The organism is Streptomyces sp. AM25 (genome assembly GCF_058146165.1).
Genome location: NZ_JBKIWN010000053.1, coordinates 1 through 19,046 on the forward strand (window position 1 = coordinate 1; position 19,046 = coordinate 19,046).

Here is a 19,046-nt window from a genome sequence, read left to right on the forward strand (position 1 = left end):
ACCATCGCAGCCATCAACGAGTGGCTGTGACCAGCACATTCGATACACGCCCTAGCCCACGGGTGACGCCTTGACATCTCTCGCTGGCGGAGCACCGCCAGCCCCTCGGCTAAGCGGTCTCGGTGAAGTCAACTCCATGTGGGGGTAGGTACTTTGGCGGGAGTGGTGGTGATGCCGAAGATCCTGACAGTGGAGTTGGCGCCCGAGCAGCAGGGCGAGGTGCGGCGGCGGCTGGCCGGGCGTGACCTGTCGCGTAACGAGCGGCGGCGGTTGGAGTGCATCCGCCTGCTGGGCCGGGGCCTGACCGTGCCACAGGTCGCCGACCTGCTGGAATGCAACCCGGTCACGGTCCGCGAGGCGGTGCACCGGTGCAACGGCGGCGCCTTCGGGGCCCTGGCCGATGCCCCACGTCCGGGACGGCCCGCCCAGGTCACCGACGAGGACCTCAAGGCGCTGGGCGTGCTGTTGGATGCCTCAGCCGAGGCAGGGGTGACCTGGAGCTCCCCGGAACTGTGCGCCTGGCTGGAGACGGAGCGGGGCGTGCGCCTCTCGGCGGCGTGGCTGACCGAGTTGCTGCGCCGGGAGGGTTTCCGCTGGAAGCGCACCCGCGACAGCCTTCGGCACAAGGCCGATCCCGTCCTCCAGCAGGCCGCGCGGGCAAAGCTGGAGGACTTGCGGACTTACGGATGGAGGCCCACGCGGGCACGCGCGATCTGATCTTCCTGGACGAGTCGGGCTTCGCCCCCACCATGCCCACCGGCTACACGTGGTCGCGCATCGGGCAGCGCGCGGTGGTGCCGCGCGAGGACACCCGTGACCGGCGGGTCAACGCGCTGGGCGCCCTGGTCGTGGGCACCGCGCCTGACCTGCTGTGGGAACACACCCCCGGCAAAATCGGAGCGGCCGTGCTGCTGGAGTTCGTCTGCTCGGAACTGGCCGGCCTGCCCGGCGGGGCAGGCGCCCTGACGCTGGCCGCGGACGGTATCGGCCCTTCACTGCCCGTCTGGCAGCGGCCGAGGCCGTGCACCGTGGTACTGGACAACGCCTCCGCCCACGTGGACAAGAAGTTCAAGGGCCGCCGCGGGCAACTGGCGAAGATCGGGGTGGAGCTGTTCTACCTTCCGCCCCGCAGCCCCGAACTCAACGACATCGAACGCATCTGGCGCTCGGCCAAGTACGAGGACTACCCCCACCGCGCCCACACCAGCATCGAAGCCATCGGCGCCGCCGTCGACCAGGCGCTGACCCGCCAACGAGCCCGCATCCGGGGATCAGCAGCGGACTTCACCAAGACCGCTTAGCAGCCGGTGGAGCGGTAGCAGCACGACAGGGATGCAGGGTGGCCGAACCTGTCGGCCGGCACCGCGGTTCCGCACCACGCCCTGCGGTGCGGTGCGCTCGGTGCGGCCTCGAGGCGCACCGAGCGCACCGGTGCGCCGACGGCGTGCGCGGCCCCGGGCGCGCACCGCACCGCACCGGCGCGGTCGTGCGGAGCCGTGGTGCGCACCGTCCTTCGCCGCCGGAGAGCGGCGGCGAAGGACGCACACCGCACCAAAGAGGCCGGTGTGGACCGTCCGGTCTGCCGTGCGCTGCCGGCCAGCGAGCGGGCACAGCGGCCAAGCGGAGGACGCTGCCCCGCTACGCCCACACCCTTGCCGAGCCCTCTCGTCGGCGGGGAGGCATCAGAGGGCGGGTGGCGCCGCGGTGGGGGCATGAGGGCGGGAAGGACCGTAGGCAGGCGCTGCGGAGGGTAGTCACCCCTTCCGGCACTTCTGCCCCTCCTCCGTGCCGATTCCCCTCCGAATTCCACCCCTCAAGACGAGCACAGGGTGTAGCCGATTGATCACTAGCGGGGTGTGTCAAGGGGTGCTGGGTTGCTGCTAGCGAGCGTTGTCCAGGAGATATGCCCAGCAGCCCGGGTCTGCCCGTCCCTGCGCGAGCTCCCGGCGGCGGCCGGGTCCAGGCGTGACCGCTCGACAGACACGACCGCTGCCACAGTGCCGACCCAGTCGAGGCGGACACGCTGCGTGACACGTCTGACGGCTTTCTCGGCATCTGCGCCGGAAGGGCGGCTCGCCGCGGACAGCGGTCGGCATGGCGTCGGCCTCGCCCCGCAGGACCCGGCCGTGACCATCAAGCGGAACACCGCACGCGCGGATCACGGGCTCGGCGCGCCCGCGCTGCGACACACCGGAGATCCCCGGTGCGGCCCGCACCTCATCAGTGCGGTCGTGCGTCGTGCGGTGCGGACGGGTTCTGTCGAGGGGCGCACCGCACCGCGGGAGGCCTGGGCAGGCGCACGCACGCGAGTACGGGAGGGGTGACCCGGACGGCGTGCGGTGCGGTGGCCGAAGGTGCGCAGCGCACCTCGTCCGGCCGGCGATGGCGTCATGCGCAGGCGCCGGGCTCGCCATCGCGTGGGCGCTCGGGTGAGGTCGCTCTCGGCTTGTAGGAAAGGTGCGCACCATGTCGTCATACGTCGTTATGCTGCTTCGTATGAGCACTCGTACGCGTACCTCGGTCAGCCTGCCGGCCGATCTCCTCGCCCACGCCCGCGAAGCCTCCGGCGGCAACCTGTCGGCCTACGTCGAGCAGGTGCTGCGTGCGCAGCAGCTGCGCGAGGCGGCCCCCGCGCTGCGGGCCTGGCGCGGGGAGCGCGCCGAAGGCGACGTGGAGGAGCTCGCCGACATCTTCGGTGAGGACGTCGCGTGACGCCTCTCGCCCGCGGCCAGGTCTGGCGTGTTCAGCTGGCCACTAAGAGCCGGGCGGTGGTCATCGTCGAGTCGGACGCCGCCCTGGATGCCCTGCCCGGCACCGCCGTGTGCATGATGATCGACGAGACGCTGGGCGCCCCGGACACCGTCGTCACCATCCCCGTGACCCACCCGGTGCGCGGCGCCGCCGTCGCCGTCGATCTGACCGCCCTGACCGACAAGCGGCTCCAGGCCGGGGAGTTCCTCGGCACCATCGATGGGGAGACGATGGACCGGATCTCCGCCGCGATGCGCGTCGCTCTCGATCTCACCTGAAAGAACACTCCCCTCGCCCTGGGCGCTCATGACCTCGCCGCTGCACCTGTCCCATCGTCCTCGCCGACCTCGGCGGCGTAGGAGACTACGGCAATGCGACGACGGAGCCGCCTCGGGGGAGGGAGGAATCACCCCCTGCCCGGACAGCGGTGAGATCACCTCGGCGGGTGTCCAGGTTGGAGACGAGGGGCTGACAGTCCGCTTGGGCTGTCGGCCCCCTTGATGTTGCTCCTTCAGCTGCGGGTCGGAGCGATGTACCGGCGGACCGCGACCATCAGGCACCCGGTGGCAAAGAACCCGGCGAGCACCCCGCCGGCCCGGAGGCCGAGGGCACCTGCGCCGGTCAGGCGCAGGTGCTCCGCCAGGACCATCGCCCCCAGCAGCCCGGCCGCGAAGAGCGCGAGGCACGCCACGAACAGCAGGGCCAGTCTGGCCCCGAGTGGCAGCCATGCCGGCCCTCGCGAAGGTCCGAGCCGGGTGTCGACATGAGCCAGGTGCGCGGCGAGGGCCTGTTCCCGGCTGCCGGGAACATGACGGGGCATCCGTCCGCATGAACAGGTGGCCCGGAAGCGAGCGGCCCCCGCAGTGCTGGACGCGTCCTCGTCGATGACCAGCCGAGGGGCGTGGTGCCCGTCGTCGATGGCGAAGCGGTCCAGCCGCACAGCGAATCTCCCTTGGCTCATGGGTGCCGAACTCCTGTCGGCGCAGTCTCCACGGCGGTGCGCTCACGCCCTCCGGCGCCCCGCACCAGCACCTGGCCCGGCCGTGCAGCCGACGGATCGACAGGAACCCACGACTGGCTGGTGCCTGACGGAGTGTGCATAGCAAGAGCTGGTAGCCATATATGTGAAGGTGCGCCAGGGGTGCGCACCTTCGAACATGTGGTGCGTGTTCGAAGGTCGGGCCTGGTGGGCGCCGCATCAGCTCGGTGCGGACCGACCGCACCACGTCCCACTGGGGTCTCGGCCCGGTGCGCCGCCACGCGGTTCGCGTGGGCGCTCACGACGCCGCGCTCGCGGCCAGTGCGGCGGCGTGGTGCCGCAGGCACACGAAGCGGGTGGGCAGCGCGCGCCGGTCGCACGACTCACCGCCCCACCCCGCGCACCGGAGCTCTTCGGCCGCCTGGACCCGTATGTCCGGCTGACCCGGTGCGGTCCCACGGCACGCCGCGCAGAGCCCGTCGCCACTCACCACGCCCGCCTCGAGGAGCCCGCTGGCGCAGGCACGGCACACCGTCCGCGGCGCCTCGTACGACTCGCGGGACCACGACGTCGGCGGCCTCGGACGAACCCGCCACACCGGGGGGTGCCCCTATGTCTCTGGTCAAGGGAAACGGGGGTGCGTCAGGTCGGTGAGCCGGGCAGCATGGCGCCGTGGCCGATCTGTTGTGGGATGACGTGAGCTGTTTCTTCGACCCAGACTTGATGGGTTCGTTGCCGGACGTGCGTGTTCCGAACACCTCGGTGGAGGACTGGCAGGCGGTCCTCGATCTTGTCGCGGAGAAGGGCTGGAAGTGCCAGTACTCCGAAGGCGAGGCGGTGCTTCCGGTGCCCCGGGCGGAGGACGTGCTGTCCCGTCCGGCGGATGCCGAGTGCCCGGACCTGCGGGTCTGGCCGACTGCCGATGTGTTGGCGATCTTCCGGTTCCATGCCGAGGATGAAGTCGACTTCGACGTTGACCTGCGGGAGTTGCAGGGCCAGGAGCGACTTGATGTGTTCTGCGGCTTCCTCCGGGAGATCGGGCGGCGGTTGGGCAAGCCGGTGCTGATGGATCCGGAGGGTGACTATGGCCATCCGGTGCTCGGTTTCGACGTCGAGGCTGATCGAGTCGTTCTCGTCGCAGACCCGCAGGTCAGGTGACTGCGGCCGTCGGCTGCGGTTCGTAGAAGGTTCCGTCGCGGAGCATCGCGAAAAGGACGTCGGCCCGGCGTCGGGCGAGGCAGAGCAGGGCCTGGGTGTGGTGCTTGCCCTGGGTGATTTTCTTGTCGTAGTAGGCCCGGGATGCCGGGTCGCCCAGGGCGGCGAATGCGGAGAGGAAGAAGGCGCGTTTGAGCTGCTTGTTTCCTCTCCTGGAGGGCTGTTCGCCGCGGATCGAGGAGCCCGAGCTCCGGGTCGCCGGAGCGAGACCCGCATAGGCGGCGAGATGGCCGGCGGTCGGGAAAGTGTTGCCGTCGCCGACCTCGATCAGGATCCTGGCTCCGGTCCTGACTCCGACTCCCGGCATCGAGGTCAACCTTGGAAAGAGGGTGGGCCTCCAGGAGTTCCTCGATCCGTCCGGCCAGCAGTTTTCGCTGGTCGAGCACCGCCGCCAGGGATGCGGCGAGGCTCGGGACGATCAGGGCGGCCGCCTCGGTGCCCGGGACGGTGACGGTCTGCTCGTCCAGCGCGTCGAAGATTTCCTCGACCAGCCGTTCGGCCATCCTTGGCGCCTTCGGCCGCAGCAGGGTGACCAGCCGCCGACGTCCTGCTTTGCGGATCTGGGCGGGTGATCCGAACCGTTCCAGCAGCGTGAGGACGGCCGGGTGCTGCAACCGCGGCCCCAATACGCGTTCCAGCGACGGATGGATCTGTGTCAGCAGACCGTGCAGCCGGTTGGCGACCCTGGTGGCCTCGCCAGCCAGGTCGTCGTCGAAGCCGACGATCATCTCCAGTTCGGCGATTGTCTCGTCCTCGCCGTCGATCGCCCGCAGTGTGTGGGGCATCGCGCGGGCGGCGTCGGCGATGATGAACGCGTCCCTCGCGTCGGTCTTGGCCTCGCCCGGGTAGAGGTCGGCAATTCGCCGCATCGTTAATCCGGGCAGGTAGGCGACGGGGCAGCCCATGTCCCGTGCGACTGCGAGCGTCAGGGCGCCGATCGAGGCCGGCTGGTCGACCACGACCAGCACTGTTCCGTGCTTGGCCTGGAGTTTCGCGAACAGTTCGCGGAGCTTGGGCCCGGTGTTGGGCAGGCGCTTGTCGAACGCTTTCTTGCCGGCCGGGGTGACGGCGGTGGCGTGGTGTTCGCCCTTGCCGACGTCCAGGCCGAGGAAGACGTCGATGTCGCCGGTGTCGATCACGTGCAGGCCCCTCCATCACGCTTTCGTCCGGCCTTGCCAGGGCACCGAGCTGCCACATCCACGTTACGGAGAGCTCTTCCGGCCTTGGATGAAGCCGGTGCTCAAGCCCCTCATCAGCGGTCCGTCGATGCCTCCGGGCCCGGTGACACCACCCCCCGGATCATGAACAACAAGGGGGGGGGAAGTCATGCCGGACCCGAAGGCCGGAGGCCCCATTGCGAAGCCACGAAAACGGTAACGGGGGGCACTCGATGCAGGGCTCCTCGTCGCCCACGGGTACGCCGTGCTCCGGGCACAGTCCCTGGGCGAGGCGCTGCTGGCGCTGACGTTCGGCCCGCTTGGCGGCGGCTTCCTGGCACACCTCGCAGGGCTCGCCGGTGGACCACCGCGCCCCGGACTCGCAGTCGTGGTTCCCGCACCCCCATCGCGGCAATGCCGCGCCGAGGATCCAGCGGCCCGGATCGCGGATGTCGGAGACCATGACGCCGGCGAGGCGGTAGGTCAGCCGGTGCTGCAGCCGGTCGGCGTCCATGCCCTCCCGCAGCTGGCGGCCGACCTCCCGACCGATCTGCCGCAGTACCCAGCGTTGTCGACCCGCTGGACGAGCCAGGCGACCGGCTCCAGCACAGCGTGGATCCGGGGGAAAAAAGTGAGCTGCGGGCCCGTGTAGGCGCCGCCTTCCGGGCGGTCCGGGCGCGTGGTGCTGTCGGAGGGGGAGGGGGTGTTCTTGCTGCCCGCGCGCAGCGCGAGACCGCCCTCATCCCCGGCGGGCCCGGCAGCGGAAGCCGGGTCTTCCACAGCTTCACCCACCTCAGCTTCGCCTACGGCGGAGAAGAACAGCGCGCGCTCGTCATCAGGTCGGACAGTCCCGTGGTCTTCCCTAGTCGCGAGCGATCCGTCACCAGTACCGGCACCCGATCCGTCACCAACACCGGTACTCCCCGTCCCCGCGGAGCCCTCCGGCGGCGGGCTGTCCGCAACGCCATCAGCCGCACCGGCATGCTGCGGGACGCGCGCGTCCCGCAGCGGCCGGGGGGACCTCGTGCGCGATGTAGTGGTGACGGCCCTGCGCACCGGCACGACGGCGCACCGTAGCTCAGCCCGCGGCCTCCAGCTCATCGATGACTGAGGGGCCTCGTGTTTTCCGGACACTCGTCTGATGGTCTATTTCACGCGGCGATCCGCAGCTTCTGATGCTCGGCGTGGACCTCGGCTGGAGGGCGGTAACCCACGGCCGGGTCAAGTACGTTACGCGTGATACACGTTCGTTCTTCAGAGTTCCGAGGAACGATTCGGCCTGAGCTTCCCCCGAGATGCGGTGGAGGTTGACAGGGGGTCAGATGGGACTCATGAGAGGACCAGTGACCATGGCTGCACCCAGGAAGTATCCCAAGACCACGGAGTTATGGCTGGTCCGCGGCTGTCAACGGGGGCAGGGAAGTCGGGAGAAGTACCGGGCACGGGAACGGGGCTCCTGGTAGAGCGAGGAAGCCGACCAAGGTCTTCCCGCTTGAAGGAGCCCCGTTGCCCGTTCAGTCTTCCACCGTCACGCTCACGTCGTCCATCACCGTCGCCGACGGCGTCTTCGCCCCGGGTCATCTGGGCGAGCTGACCCGGCAGTTGCCCTTCGAACTGGTCGATGACGTGCTGGAACGTACCGGCGGCACCCAGCGGAGACTGCGGCTGCTGCCTTCGAGGGCGGGCGTGTACTTCGTCCTGGCACTGGCCCTCTTCCCGCAGCTGGGGTACGTGCGTGTGTGGGACAAGCTCACCGCCGGGCTACGTCGGCTCCTTCCACCGCGTCCGCCGGAGAAGGCTCTGCGAGAGGTGCGCCGGCGGCTGGGTGTCGCCCCGCTGCGGCTGCTGTTCGAGACACTGGCCGGTCCCGTGGCACAGCCGGTCACACCCGGGGTGCGCTACAGGTGCTGGCGCACGGTCGCCTTCGACGGGTGCAGCTCCACCAAGGCCCCTGACCGGCCGCGAGTCTGTGCCTGGCTGGGCAAACACAAGCACCGTTACGGCACGGACGGCTTTCCGATGCTGAAGATCATGGTGCTGTGCGAAACCGGGACCCGGGCCCTGCTCGGCGCGGTCTTCGGACCGACCCCCGAGAAGGAGACCGCGTACGCAGAGCAGCTGCTCCCGCTGCCGGACGACACCATGCTGCTGCTCAACGACCGGGGCTTCGACTCCGACGACTTCCTCGCGAAGGCCGCGGCCACCGGAGCACAGCTGCTGGTACGCCTCAAAGGAACCCGGACACCCGCCCGCTGGGCACTACTGCCGGACGGGTCGTTCCTGACCAGGATCAACGGGACCCGGCTGAGGATCACCGACGCGCACATTGCGGTGACGACCGCCAAAGGACTGCGCCTGGAAGGTCACTACCGGCTGGCCACCACGCTGACCGGCCACCGTCGCCACCCCGCCGCCGAGCTGGTGGAGCTCTACCACGAACGATGGGAGATCGAGTCGGCGTTCTACTCGCTCCGCCACACCCTGCAGCGCGGCCTGGTACTGCGCTCCCAGGACGCGACCGGGATCCAGCAGGAGCTCTGGGCTCACCTGACCGTCTACCAGGCACTCCGCCAGGCGATGTCCGAGGCCGTCGGGACACACCCCGGCACGGACCCGGACCGCGCCTCCTTCACCATCGCCCTGGGAACCGCCAGAGACCAGCTCATCGCCGCCGCCGACGTACTGCCCGACACCGGACCGGGACGCATCACACCGGCTCTGCTGCACGATCTCCTCCCACCCCGCCGGGCCCGCATCACCCCGCGCCGCGTCAAGTGCCCCATCTCCCGCTACGCCGCCCCGCCCGACCAGGCACAAGTCCTGGGCGCCTCCAGGATCACCAGCATCAACGTCACCGTGCACCCGTCCGCCGGCTCCAGCTCCGACGGGCGCCGTGACCGCACACTGCAACTCCTGCGCACCGGTCCCCTCCGCACCTGGCGCGCATGTGAAATCGCCCGCGGTATCGGACTGGAAGACGCCCAAGGACTACGCGCGGAACTGGGACGCTGGGTCCGCGAAGGAATCCTCCGCCGCACCGGGCGAGGCCTCTACGCCCTCGAACCCGAGTGGACCACCCCCGACCTCCATCAGCCCCTGTCCCCAACCCCGTTGACAGCCGCGGACCAGCCATAACTCCGTGGTCTTGGAAGTATCCGCTGGAGTTGCGTGAGCGTGCGGTGCGGATGTATCGCACCACGGAGCCGCGGCCGCAGATCAAGCGGCTGGCGGTCGACCTCGGGGTGCATCCTGAGGCTCTGCGGGGCTGGATCCGGCAGGCCGAGGCCGATGCCGGTGAGCTTGATGACCGGCTGACCACCGCCTGGACCGGGTTCTGCCGCAGCAGGGACAGCACAAGGACCACCGACCGGTACAGCCCCAGAACCCACATCCGCTCCGGCCACAGCCCCGACGCGTCCGCGCACAGCTCCTCGTGAACACGGGCAACCAGGCCCGCCAGTTGCTCATCATCCAGCCCGGTTGTAACGTTCCAGCTCAACGGCCCTGCCCCGGTAGAGATCTGACGTTGTCGCAAACCTCAGACTCCGAGCAGGGCCGTCTTGCTGATCAAGAAAACCGGGACCGTGAATAACCCTCCGAGTTCGTTGGACACCCGTCCGGAAACTTTGAGGCGCCTCAGCGCTGTTCGAGACCGTACATGCTCAGGAGCAAACATGAACCGAGACCAGCAGGCCCTGCCATGCGGGTGCACACAACTCCACGTCCCTGGCTCACGCTTTCCGCGCTGTGCCGTCGTCACGCCTGAGACTGAGGCAGAAGTTCGCTGCACTGGCGGTTGCGTCTCAAGAGGAAGAGCACACAAAGCGGCTAACCCTGGGCTGTTCCTGGACCTGGCGGATAGCGCCGCGTTCACCTGCATCCGATGCGCCTTCCTTGTATGCGTCGCGTGCCAGACAGCTCCCGTTGAATATGAGATGGAGATGTGCGAGGCGTGTCAGGAAACTGAGGCCCTGGCACTTTCAAAATCCGGCTGACAAGAAGTGCCCGGTCAGAGAAGCGGACCGCCTACGAGAAGAAAATGAGATGCTGCGCAACGGCGTCGAGCTTCTCAGGCACCGAGGGTCGGCGTCGCCGAAGGGGGCGGAGCTGGTCACCGGCCGCTCTCCGGGGAGTTGCCGAGGATTTCGGCGGGCGCCCGGCGGCGGGTGCTGGGGGCGGTGCTCTCAGCGGCGGCGAGGGTCACTGGGTTCGTGCGCGTGGCGAGGCGGTGCCGCCAGGCGTGGACGGGGGCATCGGGGTCGTCGAGGCTCATCTTGCCGGGCTCCGCCTCGTATTCCTCGCCGTCTGCAGCACCGGCCGCGGTGAGGGCCGCGCGGGGATGGGTCACGTTGTGGGGCCCGCTGTGCGGGTGGGTGTGGTGTGGTTCGGGCATCTCTGCCGGTGTGGCGCTCATGTCCCGTGCTTCTGCGGTGAGTTGGTGGGTGAGGCGGGCAGGGTGTCTGGGCGGGTCAGGCGGCGGCCTGCCCCTTGCGCCCCTTGCCCTTTGCGGTGTCCTTCGCCTTGGCGGCCTCGCGCTCTGCAGCGGCTTTGGCGAGCCATTCGGGGTGCTGGCTGTTGATGACGTCCCGGAGTACCTGCCGATCGAGGCCGGCGTCGCGGGCGACCCTGCTGAGGTGTCCGTACCGACTGGACGACATGGCCGCGGCAACGGCGGCATCGACGAGGGCCTTCTTGTCCGTCTCGGCCTTGGCGGCGGACTCTTCGGCGGCCGTGCGGAGCTCGGCGAGGGTCGGTGCGGGGCCGGGGGTCTCGGGGGTGGGAGTGCTCATGAGCCGAGGATGACACGCCGACAGGGTCACTGCAAGTGAGACTTGCAGTGACCCTGCGACTGTGTAAGGGTGTGTGATCAGCGTGGCGGACCCGGCCGCATTCTCGTGCCTGTCGCTATGAGCCCGGTCATGGCAAGTGAGGAAAGGCCATATGGCTTTGAATGGCGGCGAGGTGCTACGCGTCACCGTGGCCGCCTTGATACGTGCGTGCGGACAGACGCAGACCGAGTTGGCCCACCTCTTCGCCTCCTCCCGGATCGACGTCGACCGGCGCATCCCCTTGCCGGGCATCGTCGGCGCCGCACAGCCGGTACTTCCGGGAGCGGAGGACCGGGCCCGCACAGTGGCTGTACCGGACCCGGCATGCGCCAGGTGCCTTGCGGCTCTGGTGGGTTGGGGGTGGGAGGGCGGGGCCCCGGACGCCAAGGAACTCGCCGCCGCGGCTGGGGTGTCGGTGCGATCCGTCGAACGGCAGCGACCGCACCTGCCCGACTGCGACCTCTTGGAGTTCAAGCCCTCGTCAGTCCGCGTTGGTGACGGGACGTCAGGCAGGTTCAGGGGCCGCGAGGCATCGCGATACCGGCTCATGTCCGGATTCCTTGCGCGGGCGTCGACCGAGGCGGAGCGGGCGACCGTTCCGGAGCGGGCGCGGCTGATCGTCGAGCAGGTCCGGTGGTTCGCCGGCGCCTCGCTCGACGAGCGGGAGCGGGCGCAGATCGCGGTCGGGTTCGTGCTGCGGGCCGGGTGGCCGGACGAGCAGACCCTCAAGGTCTTGGAACACACGGCGGACCGAACGCGTGCAACTCCCGGTCCGGCTGCCTGCACACGCTGCTGTCCCAGGGTTCGTGGTAAGCAGTATCCGATCCCGGCGCAGGAGGCTTTCACCGGGCAGCCCGGGCCGCGCGTCGCGCAGTGCGTCGTGTGCCGTGACGTGGTGCGGACGCCCCTTCTGCGGGGGTCGGGCATCCTGTGCGGCGGTGGGGTCTGCCTCAACGCGGGTACCGAGCACGACCCGCGCACTGTCTCGACACCGACCACACCCGTACGGCATGAGGGGAGTCACCGCCATGAAGAAGATCGTTGAGGCACTGAGGCCAAAGGTTCAGACGCGGGACATCCCCAAGACCGTGCGCGGGCGGTTCAACGCCCTGATGCGCAAGGAGAAGGGGGACACGGGCAAGGTCGCCGAGCGCCTCGGGCTCTCCCGCCGTCAGGTGCAGCGCCTCGCCAAGGGAGACCGCAAGATCGAGAACAGCAAGCCGGAGACCTTGGAGCGCCTCGAGAAGGAGGTCCGCAAGGACCACCAGCCGCGCATCCGGGCCAAGGCGCAGAAGGAGGCAGAGACGCGGGGGATCTACGTCCACACCCGCGCACAGTTCGGGTTCACGGCCGCCGACAAGTCGACGGATGACGCGCGGTACCGGCTGTTGACCGAGGACATCCCCGAGCACCTGGTCGGCGACATCTTCGAGGCCCTGCGCAACGAGGACGAGGACCGGCTCCAGGAGCTGATCGGCGAGGGACTCGCCGAGGAGTATTTCCGCATCCCTGGGACGCAGACCGAGCGTCTGGACATCGAGTTCGGGGATATCGACTACATCGAGATTGAGTTCCGGTGATGACCATGTCCGACGCCTCGTACACCGCCCCCCTTGCCGTCCTCGACGCGGACGGCGGCGCGCTTGTCGCGCACCTCCCGAACGTCCGGCGTGTCGACCTCCCGGGCGGCGTCTGCGATCTGGCGACGGCCGCCGACTGGGCGCTGTCGTTCGGTCTCGGTGCGGACAAGCTGAGCAAGGCCGGGGAGGATGCCGGGGCGCTGCTGGTCCTGACCGAGTCCGCGGTGACGTTCCTCGGCCTGCCCGACCGGCTCGACGACCGCGTGCGGCTGCGGGTGGCCGATGACCACCCGGCGATCAAGGCCCTGACCGAGATGGGCTGGGCCTTGAGCCGTGCTGGCCTCTCCCCCTGGTCGATGTTGTTCAAAGACCGCCAGGAGGTACATGTCGGCGTCATCCCGTGGGGGGCGTTCGACGTGCGTATCAACCGGTGGGGCGCGATGGACGACATCGCGGCCGACCCGTCGGCCCTCGCGTACGCGCTCGGGGTCTATGCCGAGCGCGTGATCACACCGACGAGCTCGACGGCAGGGACGAGCCTGGCTCTGATGACCGCTGTCCGGCCGCCGACTCGCAAACAGTTCCAGCGCGGCACAGGCCAGATGCGACGGGTGCCTGTCGAGGGATCGCTGACGGAGCCGGTCGACCCCGCTCCTCCGGAAATGCCCAACGAGCACCCGCTCGCCGCCGAGCGGACCCGCGAAGAGTCACAGAGCCCCGCCCATGTACTCGTCGAGGAGGCCCTCGTCTGGCACCGCACGGAGCTGACCCCGGAAGAGGCCGCGCTCCCGTACGTCGTGGGCCTCGACATCAACATGGCATTCCTCGCAGCAAGCAACCGCCTGACCGTGGGGCTCGGCCCGGCGGTCTACACCGACGGTCCGGCGTTTGACAAGAAGGTCCCCGGGACATGGCTGTGCGATTTCTCCGGGGCGATACTGCGCACCAAAGACCTGCGCACCAAAGAGTGGGTCGAGTTGGACCCGCGGCTCCCGTCGCCGTTCACCCCGGACGGACGACCGCCGGCCGGCCCGGCCTGGTACGCGACGCCGACCCTGGCGTACGCGGCCGAGCTCGGAGTCGAGGTACGGCCCCTCGCGGCATGGCTGCGCCCGGAGAGCGGCGGGTACCTCGACCTGTGGCACGACCGGCTACGCGATGCCTACATGGCCACTCTCGCGGATCTCGGAGTCACTCCGGAGATGACAGAGGAGGAGTTCGCCGCCGCGATGCCGGCCCTCAAGACCCGTGACCCCGAGGCATACGCGGTCCTGACTGCGATCAAGGCCACGGCGAAGGGCGGGATTGGGAAGCTGCGCGAGAGGCCGAAGGGCAAGCGGGCGGGCCGCAACGCGCCGTGGCCGGCACTCAAGCGGCCGACGTGGCGCCCGGACATCAGGGCCGCCGTGATCAGCAACTCGCGGATCGGCCAGCACCGGAAGATCGTCAAAACATGGGTCACCACCGGGGCCGTCCCTCTCGCGGTCCTGGCCGACTGCGTCGTGTACCCCTCGGCCTGGCCGACAGCCCGCGCGGTGGTGCCGCGCAAGGAGGACGGGACTCCCGTCCCCGGCGGTTTCCGCCTCGCCCCGAACCCGGGGTACTGCAAGGAGGAAGGCGTACAGACCATGGAATGGTTCGCCGAGGTGATCGCGAAGAAGGCCAACCCCGCAAGGTTCATCAAGGGCACCGACGCTCTCAGCGAAGGCGAATGACTGCCTGACACTGCCTGGTCGTGTCGTCACCGTTTCCATAGTCGGGCAACTGGCGTGTGGGCCCCGAACCCCGCCCATCCTGGCGTACGCTTGTCAAGCTCTGGGGCGTCCGCGCATCCTCCGGCCGTCTGGTCCCCTCGTACATGGCTACCGGAATGCTGTCGTGCAGCTTGTCGCGTGCCCCGTCGCGCGGCCCCCTGTCGCATGCTGTGACCTGCGCGAATACCCTCGGGTCCCCGCCCCTGCTCGCCGCACGACAGGGACAGCCGACACGACTGGCCGCTCGGCCGCCCTCCGTCTCCTGGTCGGAAGATGCCAAAGCAGGCCAAGAAGGGTGGAAATGGCAAGTGCTGCCCAGGAGATGACGCATGAGGAGCTGATCGGCCTGCCCGTGGCGTTCCCGCTCGAAGTCGCCAACCGTGCACTCAGGATCGGCCGCTCTCGCGGCTACGACATGGCCCGGCGCGGGGTCTACCCGATTCGGCTGCTGCGCCACGGCCGGCAGTACCGGGCCATGCGCTACGACTTGCACCGGTGCCTCGGGCCGAACGAGCAGGCGGTCGCGTAGTCGGCGTTCTGCGACCTGCTGCCCCCGGTGGCTGCCCAGGAGAGGGTGTTATCCGGGGCAGCAGTGTCACATCGGCTCGTGGGGGCCTACACGGCCGGGGCGAGCTCCCACCGACGGCCGTCAGGGATGTGCCATGCGGACGTGCGCCCGTCGGGTTCGCGGATGTATCCGAACTGGTTCTGTGCGGGGCGGCCTGCCTTGTTCCACCACTGCCAGGTGTCCTCGACTTGGTGCCACAGGCCGGCGGTGCCGCCGTACGTCATGGTCCCGGTGTCGCTGCCGGTGAGGGGTGTGCGGGCCCATGAGCCGTCGCTGTGCTGGAGCTGGAAGGACGTGGTGTCGGCGTCGTCGAGGTGGTAGACGAGCCTGGTCTCGGGGAGGTGGAACGCCAGCAGCAGGCGGAAGGGGTAGTTCGCCTGGATGTCGCGCCCCGTGACGGGGGGCGGGCGTGCACCTGTCTCGGGGGCGGCGGGCGTCTTCTGGTGGTGGGGGTAGGTACGGGCTTCGTTGCGTGCGGCCATGAACCGGCCGGTGGTGTCGGTGAACCGTCCGTGTGCGCGGGTGTCCTCGTCGAGGGTGAGGCGGACAAGGCCGCCTTCGATGCCGAGGGCGATGTCGGTGTGGATGACGGATCCGGGTTTGGTCTGCTCGATCCATGCCGGGGGGATGGTCGGTACCGAGCAGGTGGCGATGGGCGCTTCCCCCTGAGGAGTGGGCACCTCGATCCGGCCGCTGACCTGGGGTCGGGGAGGAGATGTCCCTTATGGTGATGAAGTTCTACTTGCCGGGGTTCAAGGCGGACGCGGTCGCGCTGTACCGGTCCGATCCGGGTCTCACTCTGGCCGGGGTGGTGAAGGACCTCGGTGTGAGCCGGGGCGCGCTGCGGGACTGGGTGCGGGCCGAGCGGGCCCGCCGCGGCGGGAAAAGCACGACCACGGGCACGATCAAGGAGCCGACCGCGGTGAGCGAGCCGAGCCGGGAGGAAGAGCTGGAGGCCGAGATAGCGGCCCTGCGCGCGGAGCTGAAGAGGGTGCGCAAGGAGAACGTGACGCTCGCCACCGAACGCGACATCCTGCGGAAGGCGACGAAGTTTTTCGCCTCCGAGATGAGCTGGTGACGAGCCGCTTCCAGTTCATCGAGGACCATCGCGAGACCTTCGAGGTCAAGCGGCTCTGCCAGGTGCTGGACGTTGTCCGCTCCAGCTGCTATAAGTGGCGCTCTTCGCGTGAGGCCCGCGCCGAGCGCGAGCGGGACGACCGGGCCCTGGCGGTGAGGATCCGGGCCGTGCACGCGGAGTCGGACGGCACATACGGCGCCCCGCGCGTCACCGCCGAGCTCCGCGACACCCACGGCATGAGGATCAACGAGAAGAGGGCCGCCCGTGTCATGCGCAAGTTCCGCATCACCGGCTTCCGCCTGCGCAAACGGGTCCGCACCGCCATCCCGGAGCCGTCGCAGACGCCGGTGCCGGACCTGTTCAAGAGGGACTTCACCGCTGACGCACCGAACCGGAAGTACATGGGCGACATAACGTATCTGCCCGTCGGCGACGGCGAGCACCTCTATCTCGACACCGTCATCGACTGCTTCTCACGCCGGGTGGCGGGCTGGTCGGTCGCCGGCCATATGCGCACCGAACTCGTCGCCGACGCGCTGAAGATGACCGCCGCCACCCGCGGCAGCCTCACCGGAGCGATCTTCCACAGTGATCACGGGGCTCAATACGGATCCCGGCAATTCGCCGGTCTGTGCGCCGAGTTGGGCGTCACGCAGTCCATGGGCGCTGTCGGCACCAGCGCGGACAACGCGGCCTGCGAGTCCTTCCACGCAGCCCTCAAACGCGAGACACTCCAGGGCCGGCGCCGCTTCGACGGCCCCACGGCCTGCCGACGCCGCGTCTTCCGCTGGCTCGCCCGCTTCAACACCCGACGCCGTCACTCTGCAAACGGGCAGCTCAGCCCCATCGCCTACGAGCAATCAGCTACCCTGACACTCACCGCATAACCACACGAAACGGTGTCCACTTCCCGGGTGGAAGACCTGTTGAATCGCCCCGGTTCGAATGGAGACTCGATTTCATGTAAGGATCAGAGTCATGGCACGACCTTCCTCCTACCTGCTTGAGCTGCGCCGCCGTGCGGTGCGCATGGTCGCCGAGGTGCTCGGCGACTACCCGAACGAGTCCGCCGCGTTGAAGGCGGTCGCCGGCAAGCTCGGCATCGGGTCCACCGAGACGTTGCGCAAGTGGGTGCGGCAGGACCAGATCGACGCCGGCACCCGGCCGGGGACGACGACGGAGGAGTCCGTGCAGCTCAAGGCGTTGAAGAAGGAGATCGCCGAACTGAAGCGGGCGAACGAGATCCTGAAGGCCGTGGTGGACTCAACCGGTCAGCGCAACATCCCAGGTGAGAGAGGATGTGGCGCATGGCGAGGTTGGGTCGTCCGGGCATGTCGGACGCGCAGAAGCGTGAACTGTGGGACCGGTGGAAGGCCGGTGAGTCGATCAGCGCGATTTCCCGGGCACTGGGCAGGCCGCCGGGGTCGATCTTCACGATCCTCAAGTCCAACGGCGGATACGTGCCGCCGGTCCGGCAGCGCCGGTCGGGACAGCTGACGCTTTCTGAACGTGAGCTGATCTCGCGTGGTCTCGCGCGAGGCGACTCAGTCCGCGAAATTGCCCGCTCCCTGGGACGTGCCGCCTCGACCATCAGCAGGGAGATCGCTCGCAACAAGGGTCCGAAGCGGTACCGGGCCGTGGACGCCGAGGACCGTGCCTGGGACCGGGCCCGGCGTCCCAAGCCGTGCCTGCTGGCCACCAATCAGCCCCTGTGTGACTTCGTGGCCGGCAAGCTCGCGGAGGACTGGTCGCCCGAGCAGGTATCCGGACTCCTGGCCAGGACACATGCCGCCGGCTCGGGGATGCGGATCAGCCACGAGACGATCTACAAATCCCTGTTCATCCAGACCCGCGGAGTGCTGGCCAAGACCCTGCAGCAGCACCTGCGCTCGGGCCGGCCGACCCGGCGCAACATCCACAACACCGTTACTGGTCAATGGCGTTCACAGATCAAGGACGCAGTGTCCATCCGCGAGCGCCCCGTCGAAGCCGACGACCGCGCGGTTCCCGGACATTGGGAGGGCGACTTGCTGCTCGGCCGTGGCCTGACCCAGATCGCCACGGTCGTCGAGCGCTCTGCCCGCTTCACCGTGCTCGTCCAGCTCGGCGGGCGGGACATGGCCACCGTCACCGCGGGGCTGTCGGCCAAGATGCTCGAGCTGCCCGCCGAGCTGAGGAAGACCCTGACCTGGGACCGCGGGATGGAGCTGGCTGGACACAAGGACGTCACCGCGGCCACCGGCCTGGACGTGTACTTCGCCGACCCCCGCAGCCCGTGGCAGCGCGGTACGAACGAGAACACCAACCGCCTGCTGCGTCAGTACCTGCCCAAGGGCACTGGCGTGGGACACCTGGCCCAACGCGACCTCGACAACATCGCACTGAGGCTGAACACGCGACCCCGGAAGACCCTCGGCTTCGAGACGCCAGCCGATAGGCTGGAGGCCCTGTTGCGCTGACCGGTTGAGTCCACCGCAGCGTACTTCGCGAGGGATCCCCAGTAGCGAGCAGGTACGAGTTCATCGACGAGATGCGACTCGATACGGCGGAGTACGCATACAGCGTCGGGTTCATGTGTCATCACCTCGGCGTATCGAAATCCGGCTACTACGACTGGCGCGGCCGCCCGGAATCAGCTACGGCCAGGCGGCGCGAGGAACTAAAACTGCTCATCCGGAAGATTTTCGACTTGTCCGACGGCACTTACGGACACCGGCGCGTCCACGCCCAGCTGCACCGCTGGGGCCATGCCGCCGGCCCGGAGCTGGTCCGCCGACTCATGCGGGAAGTGGGCTTGCGGCCCTGCCAGCCCCGCCCGAAGCGCACCGGTCTCACGCAGGCCGCTGCGGCTGCGGTGCCCGACCTGGTCGGCCGCGTTTTCACCGCCGAAAAACCCGGGGAAAAACTCGTCGGTGACATCACTTACATATCCACCGGAGAGGGCTGGCTGTATCTGGCGACCGTCATCGACTGCTGCACGAAGGAAGTCATCGGCTACGCCATGGATGACCACTACCGCACCCCGCTCATATCCCGTGCCATCCGCAACGCGGCACGCAACCGGAAACTCGTCAAGGGCGCGGTGTTCCACTCCGACCGAGGCAGTAATTACCAATGCCACTTAGTTATGCAGCG

Annotated in this window: 19 protein-coding genes and 2 pseudogenes; 15 read left to right on the plus strand and 6 right to left on the minus strand. The window is 68.8% G+C overall.

Annotation, left to right across the window (positions count from 1 at the left end; translation table 11 throughout):
* The first annotated feature begins 171 nt into the window (after nt 1-171).
* The 4 genes from ACLHRZ_RS34785 (at nt 172) to ACLHRZ_RS34800 (ending at nt 3,029) form a co-directional block, all read left to right on the plus strand.
* A complete protein-coding gene (locus ACLHRZ_RS34785; protein WP_490422624.1) occupies nt 172-717 on the plus strand; it encodes a helix-turn-helix domain-containing protein in 546 nt (181 codons plus the stop codon).
* A complete protein-coding gene (locus tag ACLHRZ_RS34790; RefSeq protein WP_490422625.1) occupies nt 687-1,301 on the plus strand; it encodes a transposase in 615 nt (204 codons plus the stop codon). The genes ACLHRZ_RS34785 and ACLHRZ_RS34790 overlap by 31 nt, the downstream gene beginning before the upstream one ends.
* Before the next feature lie 1,195 nt (nt 1,302-2,496).
* The gene (locus ACLHRZ_RS34795; protein ID WP_490422626.1) at nt 2,497-2,712 is read left to right on the plus strand and encodes a type II toxin-antitoxin system CcdA family antitoxin; all 216 of its coding nucleotides are present in this window, start codon (nt 2,497-2,499) and stop codon (nt 2,710-2,712) included.
* Nucleotides 2,709-3,029 (plus strand): type II toxin-antitoxin system PemK/MazF family toxin, encoded by a 321-nt coding sequence (locus tag ACLHRZ_RS34800; RefSeq protein ID WP_490422627.1) that lies wholly within the window; start codon nt 2,709-2,711, stop codon nt 3,027-3,029. The genes ACLHRZ_RS34795 and ACLHRZ_RS34800 overlap by 4 nt, the downstream gene beginning before the upstream one ends.
* 233 nt (nt 3,030-3,262) lie before the next feature.
* Here ACLHRZ_RS34800 and ACLHRZ_RS34805 read toward each other — a convergent pair whose 3' ends face one another.
* Entirely contained in the window at nt 3,263-3,712 is a 450-nt protein-coding gene (locus ACLHRZ_RS34805) for a hypothetical protein (protein WP_490422628.1), read from the minus strand.
* Between the two features lie 690 nt (nt 3,713-4,402).
* Between ACLHRZ_RS34805 and ACLHRZ_RS34810 the strand changes: the two genes are divergently transcribed.
* Nucleotides 4,403-4,888, plus strand: coding sequence for a hypothetical protein (locus tag ACLHRZ_RS34810; protein ID WP_490422629.1), 486 nt, complete (start codon nt 4,403-4,405; stop codon nt 4,886-4,888).
* Here ACLHRZ_RS34810 and ACLHRZ_RS34815 read toward each other — a convergent pair.
* Nucleotides 4,881-6,084: pseudogene (locus ACLHRZ_RS34815) on the minus strand (IS110 family RNA-guided transposase). The gene ACLHRZ_RS34810 and the pseudogene ACLHRZ_RS34815 sit on opposite strands and share 8 nt — an antisense overlap.
* 501 nt (nt 6,085-6,585) lie before the next feature.
* Nucleotides 6,586-6,882 (minus strand): hypothetical protein, encoded by a 297-nt coding sequence (locus ACLHRZ_RS34820; RefSeq protein ID WP_490422630.1) that lies wholly within the window; start codon nt 6,880-6,882, stop codon nt 6,586-6,588.
* A gap of 726 nt (nt 6,883-7,608) precedes the next feature.
* On the opposite strand from ACLHRZ_RS34820, the gene ACLHRZ_RS34825 reads away from it, so the two are divergent.
* A complete protein-coding gene (locus ACLHRZ_RS34825) occupies nt 7,609-9,237 on the plus strand; it encodes an IS4 family transposase (protein WP_490422631.1) in 1,629 nt (542 codons plus the stop codon).
* Nucleotides 9,171-9,539, plus strand: coding sequence for a transposase (locus ACLHRZ_RS34830; RefSeq protein ID WP_490422632.1), 369 nt, complete (start codon nt 9,171-9,173; stop codon nt 9,537-9,539). The genes ACLHRZ_RS34825 and ACLHRZ_RS34830 overlap by 67 nt, the downstream gene beginning before the upstream one ends.
* A gap of 674 nt (nt 9,540-10,213) precedes the next feature.
* Here ACLHRZ_RS34830 and ACLHRZ_RS34835 read toward each other — a convergent pair.
* Together ACLHRZ_RS34835 and ACLHRZ_RS34840 are read right to left on the minus strand one after the other, a co-directional pair.
* The gene (locus tag ACLHRZ_RS34835) at nt 10,214-10,516 is read right to left on the minus strand and encodes a hypothetical protein (RefSeq protein WP_490422633.1); all 303 of its coding nucleotides are present in this window, start codon (nt 10,514-10,516) and stop codon (nt 10,214-10,216) included.
* Between the two features lie 55 nt (nt 10,517-10,571).
* Entirely contained in the window at nt 10,572-10,892 is a 321-nt protein-coding gene (locus ACLHRZ_RS34840; RefSeq protein ID WP_490422634.1) for a hypothetical protein, read from the minus strand.
* 151 nt (nt 10,893-11,043) lie between these two features.
* Here ACLHRZ_RS34840 and ACLHRZ_RS34845 point away from each other — a divergent pair, with 151 nt between their 5' ends.
* The 4 genes from ACLHRZ_RS34845 (at nt 11,044) to ACLHRZ_RS34860 (ending at nt 14,794) form a co-directional block, all read left to right on the plus strand.
* Nucleotides 11,044-11,976, plus strand: coding sequence for a hypothetical protein (locus ACLHRZ_RS34845; RefSeq protein WP_490422635.1), 933 nt, complete (start codon nt 11,044-11,046; stop codon nt 11,974-11,976).
* Nucleotides 11,960-12,511 (plus strand): telomere-protecting terminal protein Tpg, encoded by a 552-nt coding sequence (gene tpg, locus ACLHRZ_RS34850; RefSeq protein ID WP_490422636.1) that lies wholly within the window; start codon nt 11,960-11,962, stop codon nt 12,509-12,511. Before ACLHRZ_RS34845 ends, tpg begins: the two co-directional genes overlap by 17 nt.
* Nucleotides 12,511-14,226 carry a telomere-associated protein Tap gene (tap, locus tag ACLHRZ_RS34855; RefSeq protein ID WP_490422637.1) on the plus strand — a complete coding sequence of 572 codons (1,716 nt, stop codon included), beginning with the start codon at nt 12,511-12,513 and terminating at the stop codon, nt 14,224-14,226. Before tpg ends, tap begins: the two co-directional genes overlap by 1 nt.
* A gap of 340 nt (nt 14,227-14,566) precedes the next feature.
* Nucleotides 14,567-14,794 carry an integrase gene (locus ACLHRZ_RS34860; RefSeq protein WP_490422638.1) on the plus strand — a complete coding sequence of 76 codons (228 nt, stop codon included), beginning with the start codon at nt 14,567-14,569 and terminating at the stop codon, nt 14,792-14,794.
* A gap of 86 nt (nt 14,795-14,880) precedes the next feature.
* On the opposite strand, the gene ACLHRZ_RS34865 is transcribed toward ACLHRZ_RS34860, so the two are convergent.
* Nucleotides 14,881-15,513, minus strand: a complete 633-nt coding sequence (locus tag ACLHRZ_RS34865; protein ID WP_490422639.1) for a hypothetical protein — start codon at nt 15,511-15,513, stop codon at nt 14,881-14,883.
* 44 nt (nt 15,514-15,557) lie between these two features.
* On the opposite strand from ACLHRZ_RS34865, the gene ACLHRZ_RS34870 reads away from it, so the two are divergent.
* The 4 genes and pseudogenes from ACLHRZ_RS34870 to ACLHRZ_RS34885 form a co-directional block, all read left to right on the plus strand.
* A protein-coding gene (locus ACLHRZ_RS34870; RefSeq protein WP_490422640.1) for an IS3 family transposase occupies nt 15,558-16,798 on the plus strand; the annotation gives its coding sequence in 2 pieces (ribosomal slippage) (nt 15,558-15,894 and nt 15,894-16,798; 1,242 coding nt in all).
* Nucleotides 16,799-16,889: 91 nt separating this feature from the next.
* Nucleotides 16,890-17,165: pseudogene (locus ACLHRZ_RS34875) on the plus strand (transposase); the annotation flags it as partial.
* A gap of 53 nt (nt 17,166-17,218) precedes the next feature.
* The gene (locus ACLHRZ_RS34880; protein WP_490422641.1) at nt 17,219-18,370 is read left to right on the plus strand and encodes an IS30 family transposase; all 1,152 of its coding nucleotides are present in this window, start codon (nt 17,219-17,221) and stop codon (nt 18,368-18,370) included.
* A 71-nt stretch (nt 18,371-18,441) separates the two neighbouring features.
* Nucleotides 18,442-19,046, plus strand: a 605-nt coding sequence (locus ACLHRZ_RS34885; protein WP_490422642.1) for an IS3 family transposase, incomplete at its 3' end; no start/stop codon positions are given.

Coding starts and splice junctions, on each gene's coding strand:
- ACLHRZ_RS34785 (WP_490422624.1), top strand. CDS start 172: ATGCCGAAGATCCTGACAGTGGAGTTGGCGCCCGAGCAGCAGGGCGAG.
- ACLHRZ_RS34790 (WP_490422625.1), top strand. CDS start 687: ATGGAGGCCCACGCGGGCACGCGCGATCTGATCTTCCTGGACGAGTCG.
- ACLHRZ_RS34795 (WP_490422626.1), top strand. CDS start 2,497: ATGAGCACTCGTACGCGTACCTCGGTCAGCCTGCCGGCCGATCTCCTC.
- ACLHRZ_RS34805 (WP_490422628.1), bottom strand. CDS start 3,712: ATGAGCCAAGGGAGATTCGCTGTGCGGCTGGACCGCTTCGCCATCGAC.
- ACLHRZ_RS34835 (WP_490422633.1), bottom strand. CDS start 10,516: ATGAGCGCCACACCGGCAGAGATGCCCGAACCACACCACACCCACCCG.
- ACLHRZ_RS34840 (WP_490422634.1), bottom strand. CDS start 10,892: ATGAGCACTCCCACCCCCGAGACCCCCGGCCCCGCACCGACCCTCGCC.
- ACLHRZ_RS34845 (WP_490422635.1), top strand. CDS start 11,044: ATGGCTTTGAATGGCGGCGAGGTGCTACGCGTCACCGTGGCCGCCTTG.
- tpg (WP_490422636.1), top strand. CDS start 11,960: ATGAAGAAGATCGTTGAGGCACTGAGGCCAAAGGTTCAGACGCGGGAC.
- tap (WP_490422637.1), top strand. CDS start 12,511: ATGACCATGTCCGACGCCTCGTACACCGCCCCCCTTGCCGTCCTCGAC.
- ACLHRZ_RS34860 (WP_490422638.1), top strand. CDS start 14,567: ATGGCAAGTGCTGCCCAGGAGATGACGCATGAGGAGCTGATCGGCCTG.
- ACLHRZ_RS34880 (WP_490422641.1), top strand. CDS start 17,219: ATGGCGAGGTTGGGTCGTCCGGGCATGTCGGACGCGCAGAAGCGTGAA.